Source organism: Haloterrigena gelatinilytica, assembly GCF_013342145.1.
Taxonomy (GTDB): Archaea; Halobacteriota; Halobacteria; order Halobacteriales; family Natrialbaceae; genus Haloterrigena; species Haloterrigena gelatinilytica.
In genome coordinates, this window is the sequence record NZ_JABUQZ010000001.1 from 356,582 (window position 1) to 373,081 (window position 16,500).

Annotated in this window: 17 protein-coding genes; 10 read left to right on the forward strand and 7 right to left on the reverse strand. The window is 66.3% G+C overall.

Going from position 1 to position 16,500, the window contains the following annotated elements; genetic code table 11:
- Window positions 1–33: 33 nt before the first annotated feature.
- Window positions 34–828 carry an alpha/beta fold hydrolase gene (locus HTZ84_RS01745; protein WP_174679104.1) on the reverse strand — a complete coding sequence of 265 codons (795 nt, stop codon included), beginning with the start codon at window positions 826–828 and terminating at the stop codon, window positions 34–36.
- A 174-nt stretch (window positions 829–1,002) separates the two neighbouring features.
- Here HTZ84_RS01745 and HTZ84_RS01750 point away from each other — a divergent pair, with 174 nt between their 5' ends.
- From HTZ84_RS01750 to aglJ, 3 genes are all read left to right on the forward strand, one after another.
- Window positions 1,003–1,689 carry a helix-turn-helix domain-containing protein gene (locus tag HTZ84_RS01750; RefSeq protein ID WP_174679105.1) on the forward strand — a complete coding sequence of 229 codons (687 nt, stop codon included), beginning with the start codon at window positions 1,003–1,005 and terminating at the stop codon, window positions 1,687–1,689.
- A gap of 104 nt (window positions 1,690–1,793) precedes the next feature.
- A complete protein-coding gene (gene aglM, locus HTZ84_RS01755) occupies window positions 1,794–3,083 on the forward strand; it encodes a UDP-glucose 6-dehydrogenase AglM (RefSeq protein WP_174679106.1) in 1,290 nt (429 codons plus the stop codon).
- A gap of 136 nt (window positions 3,084–3,219) precedes the next feature.
- Window positions 3,220–4,242: an S-layer glycoprotein N-glycosyltransferase AglJ gene (gene aglJ / locus HTZ84_RS01760; protein WP_174679107.1), complete on the forward strand. Its 1,023-nt coding sequence runs from the start codon at window positions 3,220–3,222 to the stop codon at window positions 4,240–4,242.
- A gap of 4 nt (window positions 4,243–4,246) precedes the next feature.
- Here aglJ and HTZ84_RS01765 read toward each other — a convergent pair whose 3' ends face one another.
- Window positions 4,247–4,576 carry a DUF5789 family protein gene (locus HTZ84_RS01765; protein ID WP_174679108.1) on the reverse strand — a complete coding sequence of 110 codons (330 nt, stop codon included), beginning with the start codon at window positions 4,574–4,576 and terminating at the stop codon, window positions 4,247–4,249.
- 169 nt (window positions 4,577–4,745) lie between these two features.
- On the opposite strand from HTZ84_RS01765, the gene HTZ84_RS01770 reads away from it, so the two are divergent.
- Entirely contained in the window at window positions 4,746–4,955 is a 210-nt protein-coding gene (locus HTZ84_RS01770) for a ribbon-helix-helix domain-containing protein (protein ID WP_008894315.1), read from the forward strand.
- A 397-nt stretch (window positions 4,956–5,352) separates the two neighbouring features.
- On the opposite strand, the gene HTZ84_RS01775 is transcribed toward HTZ84_RS01770, so the two are convergent.
- Window positions 5,353–5,778, reverse strand: a complete 426-nt coding sequence (locus HTZ84_RS01775) for a hypothetical protein (protein ID WP_174679109.1) — start codon at window positions 5,776–5,778, stop codon at window positions 5,353–5,355.
- A 162-nt stretch (window positions 5,779–5,940) separates the two neighbouring features.
- On the reverse strand, window positions 5,941–6,624 hold the full coding sequence (locus tag HTZ84_RS01780; protein WP_174679110.1) for a hypothetical protein: 684 nt from the start codon (window positions 6,622–6,624) through the stop codon (window positions 5,941–5,943).
- Window positions 6,625–6,811: 187 nt separating this feature from the next.
- Here HTZ84_RS01780 and HTZ84_RS01785 point away from each other — a divergent pair, with 187 nt between their 5' ends.
- Complete coding sequence (locus HTZ84_RS01785) at window positions 6,812–7,495, forward strand: VOC family protein (protein ID WP_174679111.1); 684 nt, start codon at window positions 6,812–6,814, stop codon at window positions 7,493–7,495.
- A 75-nt stretch (window positions 7,496–7,570) separates the two neighbouring features.
- On the opposite strand, the gene HTZ84_RS01790 is transcribed toward HTZ84_RS01785, so the two are convergent.
- Window positions 7,571–9,157, reverse strand: a complete 1,587-nt coding sequence (locus HTZ84_RS01790) for a sensor histidine kinase (RefSeq protein WP_174679112.1) — start codon at window positions 9,155–9,157, stop codon at window positions 7,571–7,573.
- A 229-nt stretch (window positions 9,158–9,386) separates the two neighbouring features.
- On the opposite strand from HTZ84_RS01790, the gene HTZ84_RS01795 reads away from it, so the two are divergent.
- Entirely contained in the window at window positions 9,387–9,884 is a 498-nt protein-coding gene (locus HTZ84_RS01795) for a YciE/YciF ferroxidase family protein (protein ID WP_174679113.1), read from the forward strand.
- Window positions 9,885–9,935: 51 nt separating this feature from the next.
- Here HTZ84_RS01795 and HTZ84_RS01800 read toward each other — a convergent pair whose 3' ends face one another.
- Both HTZ84_RS01800 and HTZ84_RS01805 read right to left on the reverse strand, forming a co-directional pair.
- Entirely contained in the window at window positions 9,936–10,226 is a 291-nt protein-coding gene (locus HTZ84_RS01800; RefSeq protein ID WP_174679114.1) for a DUF5779 family protein, read from the reverse strand.
- Between the two features lie 213 nt (window positions 10,227–10,439).
- Window positions 10,440–10,895, reverse strand: coding sequence for a ferritin-like domain-containing protein (locus HTZ84_RS01805; RefSeq protein WP_174679115.1), 456 nt, complete (start codon window positions 10,893–10,895; stop codon window positions 10,440–10,442).
- 469 nt (window positions 10,896–11,364) lie between these two features.
- On the opposite strand from HTZ84_RS01805, the gene HTZ84_RS01810 reads away from it, so the two are divergent.
- The 4 genes from HTZ84_RS01810 (at window position 11,365) to ilvC (ending at window position 16,484) form a co-directional block, all read left to right on the forward strand.
- Window positions 11,365–12,609: a LeuA family protein gene (locus HTZ84_RS01810; RefSeq protein WP_449271954.1), complete on the forward strand. Its 1,245-nt coding sequence runs from the start codon at window positions 11,365–11,367 to the stop codon at window positions 12,607–12,609.
- Between the two features lie 347 nt (window positions 12,610–12,956).
- Window positions 12,957–14,771, forward strand: coding sequence for a biosynthetic-type acetolactate synthase large subunit (gene ilvB / locus HTZ84_RS01815; RefSeq protein ID WP_174679116.1), 1,815 nt, complete (start codon window positions 12,957–12,959; stop codon window positions 14,769–14,771).
- Window positions 14,768–15,433, forward strand: a complete 666-nt coding sequence (ilvN, locus tag HTZ84_RS01820; protein WP_174679117.1) for an acetolactate synthase small subunit — start codon at window positions 14,768–14,770, stop codon at window positions 15,431–15,433. The genes ilvB and ilvN overlap by 4 nt, the downstream gene beginning before the upstream one ends.
- Window positions 15,426–16,484 (forward strand): ketol-acid reductoisomerase, encoded by a 1,059-nt coding sequence (gene ilvC / locus HTZ84_RS01825; RefSeq protein WP_174679118.1) that lies wholly within the window; start codon window positions 15,426–15,428, stop codon window positions 16,482–16,484. The genes ilvN and ilvC overlap by 8 nt, the downstream gene beginning before the upstream one ends.
- Window positions 16,485–16,500: the final 16 nt, after the last annotated feature.

Sequence of the window (16,500 nt, forward strand, 5' to 3'; positions counted from 1 at the left end):
CCCGAGAGCGAAGGCGTCCGAACCGACGACGGGCTATTGCCTGCCGAGGAACGACTCGATTTCCGCCGCGATCGGTTCCGGTGCTTCGGCGGGGCCGCTGTGGCTGATCCCGTCGAACTCCGCGAAGCGACTGTGCGGCAGCGCGTCGTGGACGGCGCGGGCGCTCTTCCGGAGGAAGTCGGGGCCGTCGGTGCCGGTCAGCACGAGCGCGGGGGCGTCGACGTCGAGCGAATCCGGGAGTCGGTACCGCTCGACGGCACGGTTCATCCGCAGGACTTCCTCGGCGAGGTCGACGCAGTCCGGCCAGACCGGCCACTCGGCCAACCAGGCGTCGAGATCGTCGATTCCGTCGGGATGGAGGACCAGTTCTACGTAGCGTTTCACCGCCTCGCCGCGTCGGCCGTCTTCGATGAGCGCCTCCATCCGATCGGCGAGATCGGCTCGTTTCCGGAACTCGTCGGGGAGCACCGCCGGTTCGTAGGCGACGACCGCGTCGACCGCCGCGTCGGTCGCGGCCTCGAGCGCGGTGAGCGCGCCGTAGGAGTGCCCGAAGAGGATCGGAACGCCGTCGACGTCGTCGGCGAGCGCCCGGACGTACCGGGCTTCGCGTTCCGGGACCTCGTCCGCGCTCGTCTCCGCCGGGTCGTCGAGGCACGTGCCGAAGCCCGGCCGCTGGGGGACGATCGTCGTGTACTCCTCGAGGTGGGGGACGACGGGCGTCCAGTACGCTCGAGGGGCCATCCCGCCGTGGAGCAGGATCAACGGTCGACCGTCGCCGCGTCGTTCGTACTCGACTCTCCGACCGTCTTCGGATCGCGTCGTCTGCATGGGTCGCTACCGAGGGAGGCGACCGGGCTAAGTCGTTCTCTCAGTGATCCGGCCGTTTAAGTCGGGGGTCGGGCAGACACCAAAGTCGGCCGTCGATCGCTCGGCCGGCGAACGGATCCGTCGCTCGCCTGATCGTTTCGATGTCCCCATTTGCCTCGACGGAAACGATGTCGTATGAGCCTCGTCGCCGAATTCGAGATTCGCTGCGATGCGCTCCCGCTCGTCGGGGTCGCGGCGGCGGTGCCCGACGCGACCGTCCTCCTCGAGTTGCAGTACAACCACGGGAATCGGCCGCCGTTTATCGCCACCGTGACCGGAGGGTCTCGAACAGCGACCGAGACCGCGTTTACCGACGCCGTCGACGTCGAGGACTGGACCCTGATCGGACGGGCCGGAGAGACGCGTCGCTATCAGCTCACGCCGGCGTTGAGCTTCGAAGAACAGCTCGGCGACGAGATCGACGACCTCGCGGGGCTCGAGGCCCTCGCCACGGTCGACGCCGTCATCGAACGGATCGAGGTGGAACCGAACGGGTGGCGACAGACGGGATGGTTCGCCGATCGGGACGCCTTCACCGCGTTCTCGTCGTTCTGGCAGCGAAACGCCGGGTTCCGCTTGCACCGTCTCACTCGCGACCGGACGCCCGCGCCGCCGGGCGAGGGGCTCACCGACTGCCAGCACGAGGCGCTCCGGACGGCCTACGAACTGGGTCACTTCGACGTCCCGCGGCGCGCGTCCCTCGAGGAGGTCGCCGCGGAACTGGACATCTCCGCCTCCGCGGTCTCCGAGCGCCTCCGTCGGGCGCAGACGCGACTCATCCGAGAGACGGTCGCGACGACGTGGCCGCCGCTCTCGACGTAACGGTCGGTGCCACCGTCGAGTACGGGCGACGATCGAGCGGGTTCCACGCGCAGTCTCGACCGGAACCCAAAAGCATCTACCGACGGCCGATATTGCGATACAGCATGGACGTCTCTATCATCGGCAGCGGCTACGTCGGCACCACCATCGCCGCCTGCCTCGCCGACCTCGGTCACGACGTGCTGAACGTCGAGATCGACGAGGACATCGTCGCGACGATCAACGCGGGCGAAGCCCCGATCCACGAGTCGGGCCTCGAGGAGCGCATCGCCGAGCACGCGGGAACGAACCTCCGCGCGACGACCGACTACGACGAGATCCGGGAAACCGACGTCACCTTCCTCTGTCTCCCGACGCCCCAGACCGACGACGGCGCGCTCGATCTGGCGCCCATGCGGGCGGGCGCCGAGTCGCTGGGGCGGACGCTCGCCGAGAAGGACGGCGACCACCTCGTGGTCGTCAAGAGCACGGTCCTCCCCGGTACCACGGAGGAGGTCGTCGCCCCGATCCTCGAGGAGGAGTCCGGCCGCCGAATCGGCGACGGGCTCGAGATCGCGATGAACCCCGAGTTCCTGCGGATGAGCACGGCCGTCGAGGACTTCCTCGAGCCCGATAAGGTCGTGATCGGCGCCTCGAGCGAGGGCGCCGGCGCGACGCTGCGAGAGCTCTACGACCCGATTCTCGAGCGCGAGGAGACCGACCTCGTCGAGACCGACGTCCGGGAGGCGGAACTCATCAAGTACGCCAACAACGCCTTCCTCGCGTCGAAGGTCTCGCTGGTCAACGAACTGGGGAACGTCGCCAAGGAGTACGGCGCGGACGCCTACGAGGTGCTCGCGGCGGTCGGGCTCGACGACCGCATCTCCGAGCGGTTCATGCGCTCGGGGCTGGGCTGGGGCGGCTCCTGCTTCCCGAAGGACGTCAACGCCCTGCGGGCCGGCGCCCGCGAGCAGGGGTACGACCCCGACCTGCTCGACGCCGTCGTCTCGGTCAACGACGAGCAACCCCGCCGGCTCGTCGCCCTGCTCGCCGAGCACGTCCCGCTGGAGGGAGCCCGCGTCGCGGTGCTGGGCCTCTCCTTTAAGCCCGGAACCGACGACGTGCGCAAGTCCCGCGCGCTCGACGTGATCGAGCACCTCCGCGAGCGCGGCGCCGAGGTCGTCGCCTACGACCCGGTCGCGATCGAGAACGTCCGGCCGGACTACCCCGAGATCGAGTACGCCGACTCCGCGGACGCGGCCCTCGAGGGGGCCGACGGCGCGGTCGTCGCGACCGACTGGCCCGAGTTCGACGACCTCGCGTTCGACGGGATGGCGAACCGCGTGCTGGTCGACGGCCGCCGGATCGACGTCGACCGGGACGCCCTCGAGGTCTACGAGGGACTCACCTGGTAGCGCCGATACCGATGATGGAGTCGCTCGAGTCGGGTCGCCGAACCGCGACGCGCGACGGGCCGTCTACGGGAGCCGTTATAACACGCGTATTACGCAATCAGTATCCTTTTGCGGCCGCGCACGGGAATGATCGTCGATGGGAAATGACGCGGTTCGCGCGGACGCGATGCTCTCGAGCGGCGACGGCGAGGTCATCGCGATGAGTTCCGAGACGCGGGAGATCGCTCCCGACGACGTTTGCGTCCTTATTCCGACCCTCGACGAGGCGGCGACGATCGGCGACGTCATCGACGGTTTCCACGAACAGGGCTACACGAACGTCCTCGTCGCCGACGGCGGGAGCGACGACGACACTCGGGAGATCGCCCGCGATTGCGGCGCCCACGTTTTCGTCCAGTCCGGCGACGGGAAAGGCCAGGCCGTCCGCGAGGCGATCGAATACGTCAACGTCCCCTACGTGGTGATGTTAGACGGCGACGGAACCTACGACCCCGCCGACGTCGACGCCATGATCGAGCCCCTCTCGCGGGGATACGAGCACGTGGTCGGCAACCGGTTTGCCAACATGGACGACGACGCCATGAAGGCGTTGAACGGCTTCGGCAACCGGATGATCAACCGCTCGTTCAGCGTCATTCACGGCGCCGACTACGAGGACATCCTCTCGGGGTACCGAGCGTTCACCGTCGACTCGTTCGACCGGCTCTCGATCGACTCGGACGGCTTCACCCTCGAGACGGAACTCGCCGTCGAGTGCGTCAAACACGGTATCGACACGACCGTCGTACCGATCAGTTACCGCGCCCGTCCCGACGAGTCGGAAACGAACCTCCACCCGATCAAGGACGGCGGCACGATCATCCTCGCGCTGTACTCGCTGGCCAAGACGAACAACCCGCTGTTTTACTTCGGCAGTTTCGGCGTCGGCGGGATCCTCTTCGGCGGTGCGATCGCGTCGTACGTCCTCTGGGAGTGGGTGCAGTACCAGATCGGCCACGAGATCATGGCGCTGGTCTCCGCGGCCGCGATCTTGCTTGGCGTTCAGTTGCTCATCTTCGGCGTCCTCTCCGATATGCTCCTCTCCTTGCACCGCGAGCAACGGCGCCGCCTCGAGCAGATCACTCGCAAGAGCCGCGAGCGAGACGACGACGGACGATAGCGCGTTAAAAGGGCAGCATCGAGCGAACCTGCTGGAAGACGCCGTTCGAGTTGTTCCGCCGATACTCCTCGAACGGCCCGTGCAGTTCGTTCAACAGTTCCTGGCGCGAGCGAAACTCCTCGGTGTCGACTTCCGCGAGCATCTCGCTCAGCGCGACGTCGTTTCCGTGGACGTTGTACGGAACGCGTTCGTGGCCGAGTTCGGCCGCGACGTCGTCCTTGGTCGCCGGAAACGATAGCTCCGCGTCCTTGAGACGAGCGTCGACGGCGGCGATACCGAACTCGACGCTCTCGGGTTCGTCGTCGTCTCCGCTCGATGGTGGCCGGACTCCCATACGATCACGTACCGTGTCCGGCCGCAAAACCGCTACGAAGACGACCACGGAATCGCGCTCTCAGTCGCGGTCGAATCGCGCTCCCGATTCGGGAGCAAAGCGACGCTGCCGGACCGCGACGGACGTCCGCTCCCGACACGCATTTGTCGCCGGCGATGAAGACACCTGTATGACCGAATACACCACGGTCTCGATTCCGAAGGATCTGGCCGACCGCGTCGAGGAGACGATCGACGGCACCAGCTTCCAGAGCACGAGCGACCTCGTCCGGTTCCTGCTCCGGAGCATCGTCATCCAGCACCAGAAGGAGGGCGAACTCACCGAAGCCGAGTTCGAGGAGATCACCGAACAGCTTCGCGGCCTCGGCTACCTCGAGTAGCGCGGGCGTCACCGCTCTCGAGTCTCGAGTCAGTGCGCTCGAGTCGTCGGGCCGATGCTCGCCCGGGAGCGTTGCGAGACCGAGCGGTACGAGACGGGCCGTGACAGCACGATCACCGCTACCTCGTCAGCACAGGCACGGCTATTATCCGTTTCGAGGCCCTAGTTCACACTGGAGGTCGAAGACAGATGCCACACGTCCCGGACTTCCCATCGCCGTCGGACGACGCTGACGACGATCGTAAGCCGGAGCGTCGGAGCATCATCGATCGAATAATCGGTGACGGACACGGGCCGACGAGCGCCGCACCGCGACCGGAACCGGTTCCGGCCTCGTTCTGGTAGCGGTCGCGCGCTCACAGCGCGTTCGGATTCGATACTTCTTCCCGCCGCCGCAGTCAGTCGGTCAGCGACTGGTCCGGCGGTCGCGCGTCCACGACCTCGAGGGGCTGGCGCCGACCGCGGCGATCGAAGGCGCCGAACGACCGGTCGTCGAGCTCCCAGGGCGGAACGGCGACGAAGATCACTTCGGCAAGGTCGTCCCGTCTGGTCACCTCGAGCTCCCGAAGCGGGTGCGAGACGAACTGCCCCTGCGTCTGGCGGGCCGGGGTCGTGAGATCGACGCCGAAGACGGCGTTGAGGGCGTTGTCGGGGTCGGGAAGGAAGAAGTCCGTAAAGACCGGCGTCTCGGGCGACAACTCGGTCGTCGTGCCCTCGAGTTCGCCGGCGGGCGTCACCGAGACGCCGGTCGTCACGCGGTCCGGATCGGCGTCGCTGGCGAGATCGAGGAGCACGTCGACGAGGGCTCGCGTGATGTAGACCACTACTCTCGATAAGTACCGATCGTAGTTAGTTGTACCCCCACGGACGTCACCGAAACCGATGCCGAAACAGGATACGAGCGATTCGACGGTGCTGGAACGCGATGCGAGCGCTTCGATCGTATCGATACCGCCTTCGGCGGCGGTAGTAACTGGTATTCGTCGTTAGATCGGCAGCAACTGCCACGCCATCCCCGCGTACACCTGCGGCGCGCGCCGCCGGGCGTTCTCGAGGGCGTCCGCGAGCGCCGCCGGCGCGTCGGTCGCGATCCCCGGGCCGTGCCCGACGAGGATCCGTTCGGGCGAGAAGCCGCCCAGTTCCTCGCGGGGCGGGACGGGCCGGCGCATCGGGTGGACGCCGAGCCGTTCGCTTCCGGCGCGGAAGTACGCGGCCGTGCCGACCGACTCGGGAACGACGAGCGTTCCGTCCTCGGGATCGTAGAGGGCGACCTCCTTCCAGAAGCGATTGTCGACGATCGTGTGGGCCTCGATTCCCGTGTCGGAGAGTTCGTCCGAAAAGCGGGCGACCGGCGCGTCGAGGTCCTCGGTGACGCCCTCGAAGATCCGCGGGAGATAGACCGGCACGTTGTGCCGGTCGGCGATCGCTTCGGCGTCCCGCGTGTGGCGATCGAGCAGCACGACGACCCCCCGTACGTCGCCGAACTCGGCGACCAGTTCGTCGAGCCCCGCGGCGTCGACGGGATCGACGAGCCAGACGTCCCCGTCTACCTCGAGGGCGTGGCTCGCCCGTTGCATCTCCTCGTCGGGATGGGCGATCCAGCCGACGCCGCCGTCGAAACGGTCGATCTCTCGGAACTCGGTCGCGCTCTCGTCGACGCGGAACGGCATACCGACGACTACGACGGCGGCGCGTAAAAGCATGTCAGGGCGTCGGATTCACGCCCGGCCCCAGAACGCGAAGCGTTTTGGTGTGCGAACGAGAGCTTCGCTTTCGTTAACGGCGTAAACGACGGGGACTCTCTCCCTGATTCAGGTAGGCAATGACACTATGTCGCCGCCCCGCGTACGTCCGGCCATGCTCACCGGGCTGTCCTGGCTCGCACTCGAGGCCAAATACCTCGAGCCGGCGCGGTCGTTCTACGAGGAGACGCTGGAGTTGGCCTGCACCGCGGCGCGCGAGGACGAACTCGTCTTCGCCGCCGGCGAGACGGACCTCGTGGTTCGCCGGCCCGAAACCGTCCCGCGGGGCGGGCTCCACACTCACTACGCGTTCTCGATCCCCGACGACGAGTACGACGACTGGTGGGACCGCCTGAGCGCCGAGTACGACCTCGAGGAGGCCCGGTTCGGCCCCGCGAAGTCGCTGTACCTGTACGACCCCGACGGCAACTGCGTCGAACTCGGTCAGCAGGGCGTGAAGGGCCCCGGAATCGACGGGATCTTCGAGGTCGTCCTCGAAGTCGAGGACCTCGAGCGCGCGGAGTCGTTCTACGCCGCGCTGGGATTCGAGACGGTCGACGGCGGCGACGAACGAAAGCGGATCCGGATGAACGGCCCGATGGCGCTGGAGCTCTGGGAGCCCCACCTCGGCATCGCCGACGCCCGCGGCGGCGTCCACGTCGATCTGGGGTTCGAGAGCACCGAACCGACCGCGGAACTCGAGGCGGTCAGCGATCGCGTCCGGCGCGTCGACCGCGTCGACGACGAGGAGGTCGTCGTCCGGGATCCGGACGGCCATTTCCTGACGTTCACGAAGTGAGGAACGCGAGTCTCTCGGAGACGGGTCGGCCATTGACTGGTCAGCGAGCCGCGGTGGAGGCGGTAGCGACGACCGCTACGGTCGACTGTCCGGCGGTTCTTCGCTGTCGGCTCGAGGCGGGCGAGTCCGTGCCGACTCCCGGGCCTCGGTGCGCGGCAGCGTGAAGTAGAACGTCGCGCCCTCGTCGGGTTCGGAGTCGACCCAGATCTTCCCGCCGTGGCGCTCGACGATCCGCTGGCACAGCGCCAGTCCGATGCCCGAGTCCGATCCCTCCTCGGACGTGTGGGCGGTTTCGAAGACGTCGAAGATCCGCTCGGACTGCTCGGAATCGATCCCGATTCCCTGATCGGCGATCGCGAACCGCCACTCGTCGCCGGTTCGTTCGACGCCCACGTGCACCTGTGGCGGCTCGTCCCCGCTGTACTTGAGCGCGTTCGAGAGGAGATTGCGGAACACCTGCGCGAGCTGGTCGCCGTCCGCGGTCACCGTCGGGAGTTCGTCGACGGTGATCGTCGCGTCAGTTTCCTCGATCCGCGGCTCGAGGTCCGTGAGCACGTCGTCGAGAACCGCCGCGGCGTCCGTCGGCTCCAGGGGGTCCCCGCGGGTGGTGACCCGGGAGTACTCGAGGAGGTTCTCGATCATCGCCCGCATCCGGTCGGCGCCGTCGACCGCGAAGTCGATGAACTCCTCGGCCTCCTCGTCGAGGTCCGCCCGGTAGCGGTCCTCGAGCAACTGGAGGTAGCTCGAGACCATCCGCAGGGGTTCCTGCAGGTCGTGGGAGACGGCGTAGGCGAACTGCTCTAAGCGCTCGTTCGACGCCTCGAGCTGGTCGACGCTTTCGGCCAGCTCCTGTTGGGTCCGTCTGAGTTCCGTCACGTCGGTGTAGAGCGCGAACGCCCGCTCGCCCTCCTTCCCGACCTCGTAGGGGATCACGCGGAGCTTGTAGTGACCGCGGCCGTCGGGGCGGTCGACGGTGACCTCGTCCCGGTAGATCTCGTTTTCCGCAACGTGGGTCGCGACCGCCGCTTCCGTCTCCGTCTCCCGGAGCGGAACGACCTCGAACAGGTTCTTGCCCTGAGCGTCCGCGCTCGTGTGGTCGACGAGGTCCTCGAAGACGGCGTTGGCGCGATCGATCGTCGGCTCGCCGTCCGCGTACTGGATATCCGCGGCCGCGGACGGCGCGTTCTGGAACAGCGACTCGAACCGCCGCTTCTCGGTTCGGATCTCGTCCTCGATCGCCTCGAGATCGGCGATAGAGCGTTTCCGGCGGGCGGTTTCGAAGCCGACGATGACGCCCGCTATCCCCCCGACGAGCGCCACGAAGATCGCCTGGAACAGGATCACGTCGAACTCGATCGTCGCCTCCGGTACCAGGTACTGATGCGACGCGTATCCCCCGGACGACAGCCCCGCGAGCACGTACCCGGCGACCGTATAGCGACCGATGATACCGACCCCGTTCGGCGCGTCGACGTTCGCGAGCGCGTAGTAGCCGATGCAGCCGAAGGTGAGCGAGAGCACGACCAGCGACCACTGCCCGACTATCGACAACAGCAACTGCGTTTCGTGAATCCGCACGTGATAGACGGAGACGGCCAGCGAGAAGAGAAAAACCGTCGCGACGATCGCAGCTCCGAGCCAGCTCGGAAAACGCCAGTCCATACGATTGTTTGCTACTTGTATCAGTTATAGATTGGGTCGAAAGCACCGTAGAGACTGTTTAACTCGCTGCCATGCACCGAGCGGGCGTCGAATCGTTGAACGGTCTCCGACGACCGGGGACCCCTGTGATGAGCACGCCCCTAGAGCCGGTTGCCGCCGGCCCGATACGCCCGCAGACTGCAAGCCCGCTATTTATCGAACCGAGCGCTGTCCCAACAAACGGATCGCCATGAGCATCGACTCAACCGAAGACCTCTTCGTATCCGGCCTCAAGCACGCGTATTACACCGAACAGCAACTCGTCGACGCCCTCGACGAACTCGAGCAGACCTCCTCGAGCGAGGAACTCAAGAGCGGGTTCGCCGAGCACCGCGAGGAAACGAAGACGCACGTCGATCGCATCGAGCAGGTGTTCGACCAGCTCGACGCCGACGCCGAAGCCGAGGAAGACCCCGTCGTCGAGGGGATGATCCAGGCCCACGAGGAGTTCATGGATCAGGATCCGAGCGAGCAGGCCATCGACCGATTCAACATCGCCGCCGGCCAGAAGTCCGAACACTACGAGATCGCCACCTACGGCAACCTCATCCCGATGGCCGACCAGCTCGGGATGGACGACGCCGCCGACCTGCTCGAGGAAACCCTCCGCGAGGAGCAAGACGAGCTCGACACCCTCTCCGAGAAGGGCGAGCAGTTCGACTACGGCGAACTCGAAGCGTCGAACTGACGGCGTCGACCCGCGCGACCCTCGCTTTTTCTCGATCGCGAGACGACGAGACTACAGTCGATCCGTGTTCACGTCGACGCCCGGCGGCGTCACCAGTAGGAACCCGCGGAAGTGAACGAGGTTTCCGCCCGACTCCCTGATGTCGCGAGCGAAGCCGGCGGCCAGTTCGTTGACGTCGCCCTCGACGTTGAGGACGAGCACGTTCCCCTTCGAGATCGCCTCGAGCCACTCCTCGGCGGGCGTCTCCCCGTCGAGGACCCCGAGGACGATACTGCCCTCGATCTCGAGTTCCTCATCGATGTGTTCCTCGACGGTCCGGAGGTCGAGGTCGAAATCGCTCATAGGGGGTGCGTCGAACCGGGACGAGAAAAACGTTCGCCTCCGAACTTTTGCTCTGCGGGCGCGCCTTCGGCGCGCCCTCGGCAAAACTTCGATGAAAAGCCTGCGTCACCCCCTCAGCCGCGCCTGCGGCGCGGCCTCGAGGGTTCCTCGGCCCGCTCACTCACTCCGTTCGCTCGCGGCTGCAGTCGCGTGCCCGACTCGAGTTCGAGACGCTCAGTCCATCGGAAACTCCTTCTGGAACCCGCGGAACTCCGTGCGGTGGGCCTCCTCGTCGGTGAGGATCGTCACCGCCACGTCCTCCGTGACCGGGTCGTTCGCGTCGTCGGCGGCCTCGATCAGCGATCGGTAGGTCTCGATCGCATCGTTTTCGGCCTCGAGGACGCCCTCGATGACCGACTGGACGTCGGTGGTGTCCTCGGGCGGCTGGAGGCTGTGCTGTTTGGCCTGGAACTGCTCGGAGCCGGGCGGGGACTCGTCGAGTTGCTTCAGGCGCTCGCCGAGCATCCGCGCGTGATCGAGTTCCTCCTGGATGTCCTCCTCCAAGCTCTCCTTGACCTCCTCGGCGTGGATGCCATCGAGGACGATCGCGTTCGAGAGGTAGTTCATCACGGTCTCGAGTTCGTCGTTGTAGGCCTCCGTCAGGAGGTCCGTAATCTCGTCGGTCGTCATGCCGACCGACCTACCACAGCGAGCGGTAAAACCCTGCACCGCGCGCCTGCATGACGCGTTTATGGACGCCCGGCCGTTCGTCACCGATCCGCAGGGCGCGGCTACGTTCGCCCGCACGATGCCGCGCTGAGGGCGGGCGTTTAGAGATATATAGACGAATGGGCGCTAATGAACCGATATAATCGAAATGTTCGTCTCGGTTCGAATCAGGAGGGCGAATTCTACCCGACTGTCAACCGGCGAGCGCGCGCCAGCGAGTTTCGGTCGTCGTCAGTTCGCGATCGGGGTCGATTCGAGTCGATCGCGGTCTCGTTCGCTCTCGATCGAAGTATGATAATAGGAGGTAATAGGATGGGAAAGGCCGTTGGTGTCGTGCGGTTTTAGACCTCCATCGGATGTTGTGGGTTGTGATGACTTGGCACTCGAGAGTCGAGACAGCGGTATCTTTATATACCTCGTCGCCCGTCGAATTCAGATACAATGTCTTCACAAGACGATTCGTCCTCTGACACCAGTCAGGGGGGTCGAGTTCTTCCAGGGCACGTTAGATTCCACTGACGAAATAGAGTCAGCACGTGTCTTCGATACGACCCTCCGGGACGGCGAGCAGTCGCCCGGAACTTCGTTCTCCTACGACGACAAACGGCAGATCGCGTCCATCCTGGACGACATGGGAACCCACGTCATCGAGGCGGGCTTCCCGGTCAACTCGGACGCGGAATTCGAAGCCGTTCGCGATATCGCGTCGTCGACGCAAACGACGACCTGCGGGCTAGCCCGCGTCGTCGATGCGGACATCGAGGCCGCACTCGATTCGGGTGTCGAGATGGTGCACACGTTCGTCAGCACCAGCGACGTCCAGATCGAGGACTCGATGCACGCGACGCGAGACGAAGTCGTCGAACGCGCAGTCGAATCGGTCGAGCGCGTCACTGAGACGGGAACCACCTGCATGTTCTCGCCGATGGACGCGACGCGAACTGACGAGCAGTTCCTGATCGAGATCATCGAGGCCGTCAGCGAGGCCGGCGTCGACTGGATCAACATTCCGGACACCTGCGGCGTCGCCACGCCGACGCGGTTCCGGGCCATGATCGAGAAGGTCTGTGCCCACACCGACGCGCGGATCGACGTCCACACCCACGACGACTTCGGGCTGGCCACCGCCAACGCCCTGGCCGGCATCGAAGCGGGGGCCGATCAGGCGCAGGTCTCGGTCAACTCCATCGGCGAGCGCGCGGGCAACGCCGCCTACGAGGAGTTCGTGATGGCCGTCGAGTCGCTCTACCAGACCGACACGGGGATCGACACGACGCGCATCACCGAGCTCTCGAACGTCGTCGAGGAGAAAAGCGGGATGGCGACGCCGGGCAACAAGCCCGTCGTCGGCGACAACGCCTTCTCCCACGAGAGCGGCATCCACGCCGCCGGCGTCATCGAGAACTCCGACACCTTCGAGCCCGGCGTGATGACCCCGGAGATGGTCGGCGCCGAACGCCGCCTGATCCTGGGCAAGCACACCGGCACCCACTCGGTGCGGGAACGTCTGGACGAGCTGGGCTTCGAACCCACCGACGACCAGGTCCGGGCGGTCACCCGCCGGGTCAAGGACTTCGGGGCCGAGAAGCGCCGCGTCACCGTCGACGACTTGGAGCGCTTCGCCGAAGAGGCTGGCATCGAACGCCAGTCCGAAGAGGAGGAGGTGCGCGTCTAAGGGATGTCCTCCCCGTTTGCCACCGTTCGCGAGCCCCTGCTGTCGCGCTCGAGCGGGCCGACCAGCAATACTTGCAACGGCTTGAAAACTCGCAAGGGTTATGTCACTCGAGGGTCCTACGAGAACGATAATGACGGTCCGCGCTTCACTGTCGGCTCGCAGTCCGGTCGACACCAGCGCGCTCGCTCCGATTCGTATTGTAGGGGCGCCTACGCCCCGCATCTAGTACCTCGTAGCTTCGGACCCGAATTCGTCGCACCGTTCTCACAGCGACAGCAAATCCAGCAGATGACAGCATACCCGACATCCACAGCGATCGACAGCCGCCACGCGGCGGGAGGTAATCGATGAGCGAACGCGCAGCAAAGGTCACACCGGCAGACGAGGAGGAACAGGACGACGACCAGATCACCGACAGCGCGGCCCCGGACGCGGCCCAGGAGATCGACGCCGAGTCGGAGACGACGCCGGCGCCCGTCACCAGCGGTGCCGAAGCGGTCGTCCGCGCGCTAGAAAACGCGGGCGTCGAACACGCTTTCGGCGTGCAGGGCGGGGCGATCATGCCCGTCTACGACGCCCTCTACGACTCGGACATCTACCACGTGACGATGGCCCACGAGCAGGGCGCGGCCCACGCGGCCGACGCCTACGGCATCGTCTCGGGGAAGCCGGGCATCTGCCTGGCGACCTCCGGGCCGGGCGCGACCAACCTCGTCACGGGGCTGGCCGACGCCGACATGGACTCGGATCCGATGGTGGCCCTGACGGGGCAGGTTCCGACGGAGCTCGTCGGCAACGACGCCTTCCAGGAGACCGACACGACGGGCGTCACGACGCCGGTCACGAAGGATAACACCTTCTCGAGCGACTCGGACACCGTCGGTAGCGACGTCAGCGAGGCGTTCGCTCTCGCCGGCGAGGGCCGGCCGGGTCCGACGCTGGTCGACCTGCCGAAGGACGTGACCAACGGCGAGACCGACCGGGAGCCCGACGCGCCGTCGGTGCCCGAGACCTACGAGGTCCAGGAGCGAGCCGACGAGGAGATCGTCGCGGCCGCGGCCGAGCGCATCGAGAACTCGAACAAGCCCGTCATGCTGCTGGGCGGCGGCGTCATCAAGGGCGAGGCCAGCGAGGCCTGCCGCGAGTTCGCCGTCGAACACGAGATTCCGGTCATCACCACGATGCCCGGCATCGGTGCGTTCCCCGAGGACCACGAGCTCTCCTTGGAGATGGCGGGGATGCACGGCACCGGCTACGCCAACATGGCGATCACCCACTGCGACACGCTGATCGGGATCGGCACGCGGTTCGACGACCGCCTGACCGGCGGCATCGAGACCTTCGCGCCCGACGCGGAGCTCATCCACGTCGACATTGACCCCGCGGAGATCTCGAAGAACATCCACGCGGACTACCCGCTGATCGGCGACGCCGCGACCGTCGTCGAACAGCTGACCGCGGCCGTCGACGAGTCGCCCGAGGCCACGAAGTGGCGCGCGCAGTGCCAGCAGTGGAAGTCCGACTACTCGATGGCCTACGACGCGCCAGAGGACGAGCCGCTCCAGCCGGAGTTCGTCGTCGAGGCCTTGGACGAGGCGACCGACGACGACACCATCGTGACGACCGGCGTCGGCCAACACCAGATGTGGGCCTGCCAGTACTGGACCTACACCGAGCCCCGCACGTGGGTCTCGAGTCACGGACTCGGGACGATGGGGTACGGACTGCCGGCGGCGATCGGCGCCCGGATCGCGGCCGACGACGATCAGGACGTCGTCTGTTTCGACGGCGACGGCTCGTTCCTGATGACGCTGCAGGGTCTCTCGGTTGCGGTCCGCGAGAATCTGGACATCACGGTCGCCGTGCTCAACAACGAGTACATCGGGATGGTCCGACAGTGGCAGGACGCCTTCTTCGAGGGCCGCCACTCCGCCTCGGACTACCACTGGATGCCGGAGTTCGACAAGCTCGCCGAGGCCTTCGGCGCGGCCGGCTTCCGCATCGACGACTACGACGAGGTCGCCGACACCATCGAGGAGGCGCTTTCCTACGACGGCCCCTCGGTGATCGACGTCCACATCGATCCCGAGGCCAACGTCTTCCCGATGGTTCCAAGCGGCGGCGACAACGGACAGTTCGCTCTGACGGAGGACCAACTATGAAACGAGGACTCGAGGGACCACCGCCGGAGGACCGACCGACCCCCGCGGGTCGACGCAACAAGCAGGGTATCCGCATCGACCCCGAGGTCGAAGCGACCCACGAGCCCCGGCGCACCGTCATCTCGGCGCTGGTCGCACACGAGCCCGGCGTGCTCTCGGACGTCTCGGGACTATTCTCGAGGCGCCAGTTCAACATCGAGAGCCTGACCGTCGGGCCGACGAAAGACGAGGACCGCGCGCGGATCACGGTCGTCGTCGAGGAGCCCGATCCGGGCATCGACCAGATCAAGAAACAGCTGCGAAAGCTCGTGCCGGTGATCTCGGTGCGCGAACTCGAGCCCGACGCGATGCAGCGGGAGCTGGCGTTGATCAAGGTCGACGCCGAGGATCCCGCGCAGGTCAGCGCCGTCGCGGACATGTACGACGCGACGACAGTCGACTCGAGTCCCGAGACGGCGACCTTCGAGATCACGGGGGCGCGCCAGAAGATCGAGGCGGCGATCGACACGTTCGGCCAGTTCGGGATCCGAGAGATCTCCCGAACCGGGACGACGGCGCTCGCCCGCGGCACCGAGGAGACCGCGGCAGCCGTGAACGCGACTGAATCGACCGCCACCGAGGCGAACCACGACAAACCATACCAGACAGCTAACGATGACTGACGAATTCACCACCGACATCTACTACGACGACGACGCAGACGTATCGACGCTCGACGACGAGACCGTGGCCGTGCTGGGCTACGGCAGCCAGGGCCACGCTCACGCGCTGAACCTCCACGACAGCGGGGTCGACGTGGTCGTCGGCCTGCGCGAGGGGTCGTCCTCGCGCTCGGCCGCCGAAGCCGACGGTCTCGAGGTCGCGACGCCGGGCGACGCCGTCGCCCAGGCCTCCTACGTCTCCGTGCTGGTGCCCGACACCGTCCAGCCGGACGTCTACGAGAACGCCATCGAACCCAACCTCGAGGCGGGTGACACGCTGCAGTTCGCCCACGGGCTGAACATCCACTACAACCAGATCCAGCCCCCCGAGGGCGTCGACGTGACGATGGTCGCGCCGAAGAGCCCGGGCCACCTCGTCCGGCGGAACTACGAGAACGACGAGGGGACCCCCGGCCTGCTGGCGATCTACCAGGACACCACGGGCGACGCCGAAGAGCGCGCGCTCGCCTACGCGAAGGGGATCGGCTGCACTCGCGCCGGCGTCATCGAGACGACGTTCCAGGAGGAGGTCGAGTCGGACCTCTTCGGCGAGCAGGCCGTCCTCTGTGGCGGCGTCACCTCGCTGGTCAAACACGGCTACGAGACGCTGGTCGACGCGGGCTACTCGCCCGAGATCGCCTACTTCGAGTGTCTCAACGAGCTCAAACTGATCGTCGACCTGATGTACGAGGGCGGCCACTCCGAGATGTGGGACTCGGTCTCCGACACCGCCGAGTACGGCGGCCTCTCGCGCGGCGACAGGATCGTCGACGAGAACGTCCGCGAGAACATGGAGGAGACCCTCGAGGAGATCCAGAACGGCGAGTTCACGCGCGAGTGGATCGTCGAGAACCAGGCCGGCCGACCCAGCTACACCCAGCTTCGACAGGCCGAGAAGAACCACGAGATCGAACAGGTCGGCGAACGGCTGCGCGACCTGTTCGCCTGGGCCGAGGAGGAAGAACAAGCGGAAGACGAAGACGAGTCCGTCCAGGTGCAGGCGGACGACTAACGAGGGGACACCACCA

What these genes read in the sequence shown, in the direction of transcription:
- HTZ84_RS01745 (WP_174679104.1), bottom strand. Translation starts at nt 828, where the DNA reads ATGCAGACGACGCGATCCGAAGACGGTCGGAGAGTCGAGTACGAACGA.
- HTZ84_RS01750 (WP_174679105.1), top strand. Translation starts at nt 1,003, where the DNA reads ATGAGCCTCGTCGCCGAATTCGAGATTCGCTGCGATGCGCTCCCGCTC.
- aglM (WP_174679106.1), top strand. Translation starts at nt 1,794, where the DNA reads ATGGACGTCTCTATCATCGGCAGCGGCTACGTCGGCACCACCATCGCC.
- aglJ (WP_174679107.1), top strand. Translation starts at nt 3,220, where the DNA reads ATGGGAAATGACGCGGTTCGCGCGGACGCGATGCTCTCGAGCGGCGAC.
- HTZ84_RS01765 (WP_174679108.1), bottom strand. Translation starts at nt 4,576, where the DNA reads ATGGGAGTCCGGCCACCATCGAGCGGAGACGACGACGAACCCGAGAGC.
- HTZ84_RS01770 (WP_008894315.1), top strand. Translation starts at nt 4,746, where the DNA reads ATGACCGAATACACCACGGTCTCGATTCCGAAGGATCTGGCCGACCGC.
- HTZ84_RS01780 (WP_174679110.1), bottom strand. Translation starts at nt 6,624, where the DNA reads ATGCCGTTCCGCGTCGACGAGAGCGCGACCGAGTTCCGAGAGATCGAC.
- HTZ84_RS01785 (WP_174679111.1), top strand. Translation starts at nt 6,812, where the DNA reads ATGCTCACCGGGCTGTCCTGGCTCGCACTCGAGGCCAAATACCTCGAG.
- HTZ84_RS01790 (WP_174679112.1), bottom strand. Translation starts at nt 9,157, where the DNA reads ATGGACTGGCGTTTTCCGAGCTGGCTCGGAGCTGCGATCGTCGCGACG.
- HTZ84_RS01795 (WP_174679113.1), top strand. Translation starts at nt 9,387, where the DNA reads ATGAGCATCGACTCAACCGAAGACCTCTTCGTATCCGGCCTCAAGCAC.
- HTZ84_RS01800 (WP_174679114.1), bottom strand. Translation starts at nt 10,226, where the DNA reads ATGAGCGATTTCGACCTCGACCTCCGGACCGTCGAGGAACACATCGAT.
- HTZ84_RS01805 (WP_174679115.1), bottom strand. Translation starts at nt 10,895, where the DNA reads ATGACGACCGACGAGATTACGGACCTCCTGACGGAGGCCTACAACGAC.
- ilvB (WP_174679116.1), top strand. Translation starts at nt 12,957, where the DNA reads ATGAGCGAACGCGCAGCAAAGGTCACACCGGCAGACGAGGAGGAACAG.
- ilvN (WP_174679117.1), top strand. Translation starts at nt 14,768, where the DNA reads ATGAAACGAGGACTCGAGGGACCACCGCCGGAGGACCGACCGACCCCC.
- ilvC (WP_174679118.1), top strand. Translation starts at nt 15,426, where the DNA reads ATGACTGACGAATTCACCACCGACATCTACTACGACGACGACGCAGAC.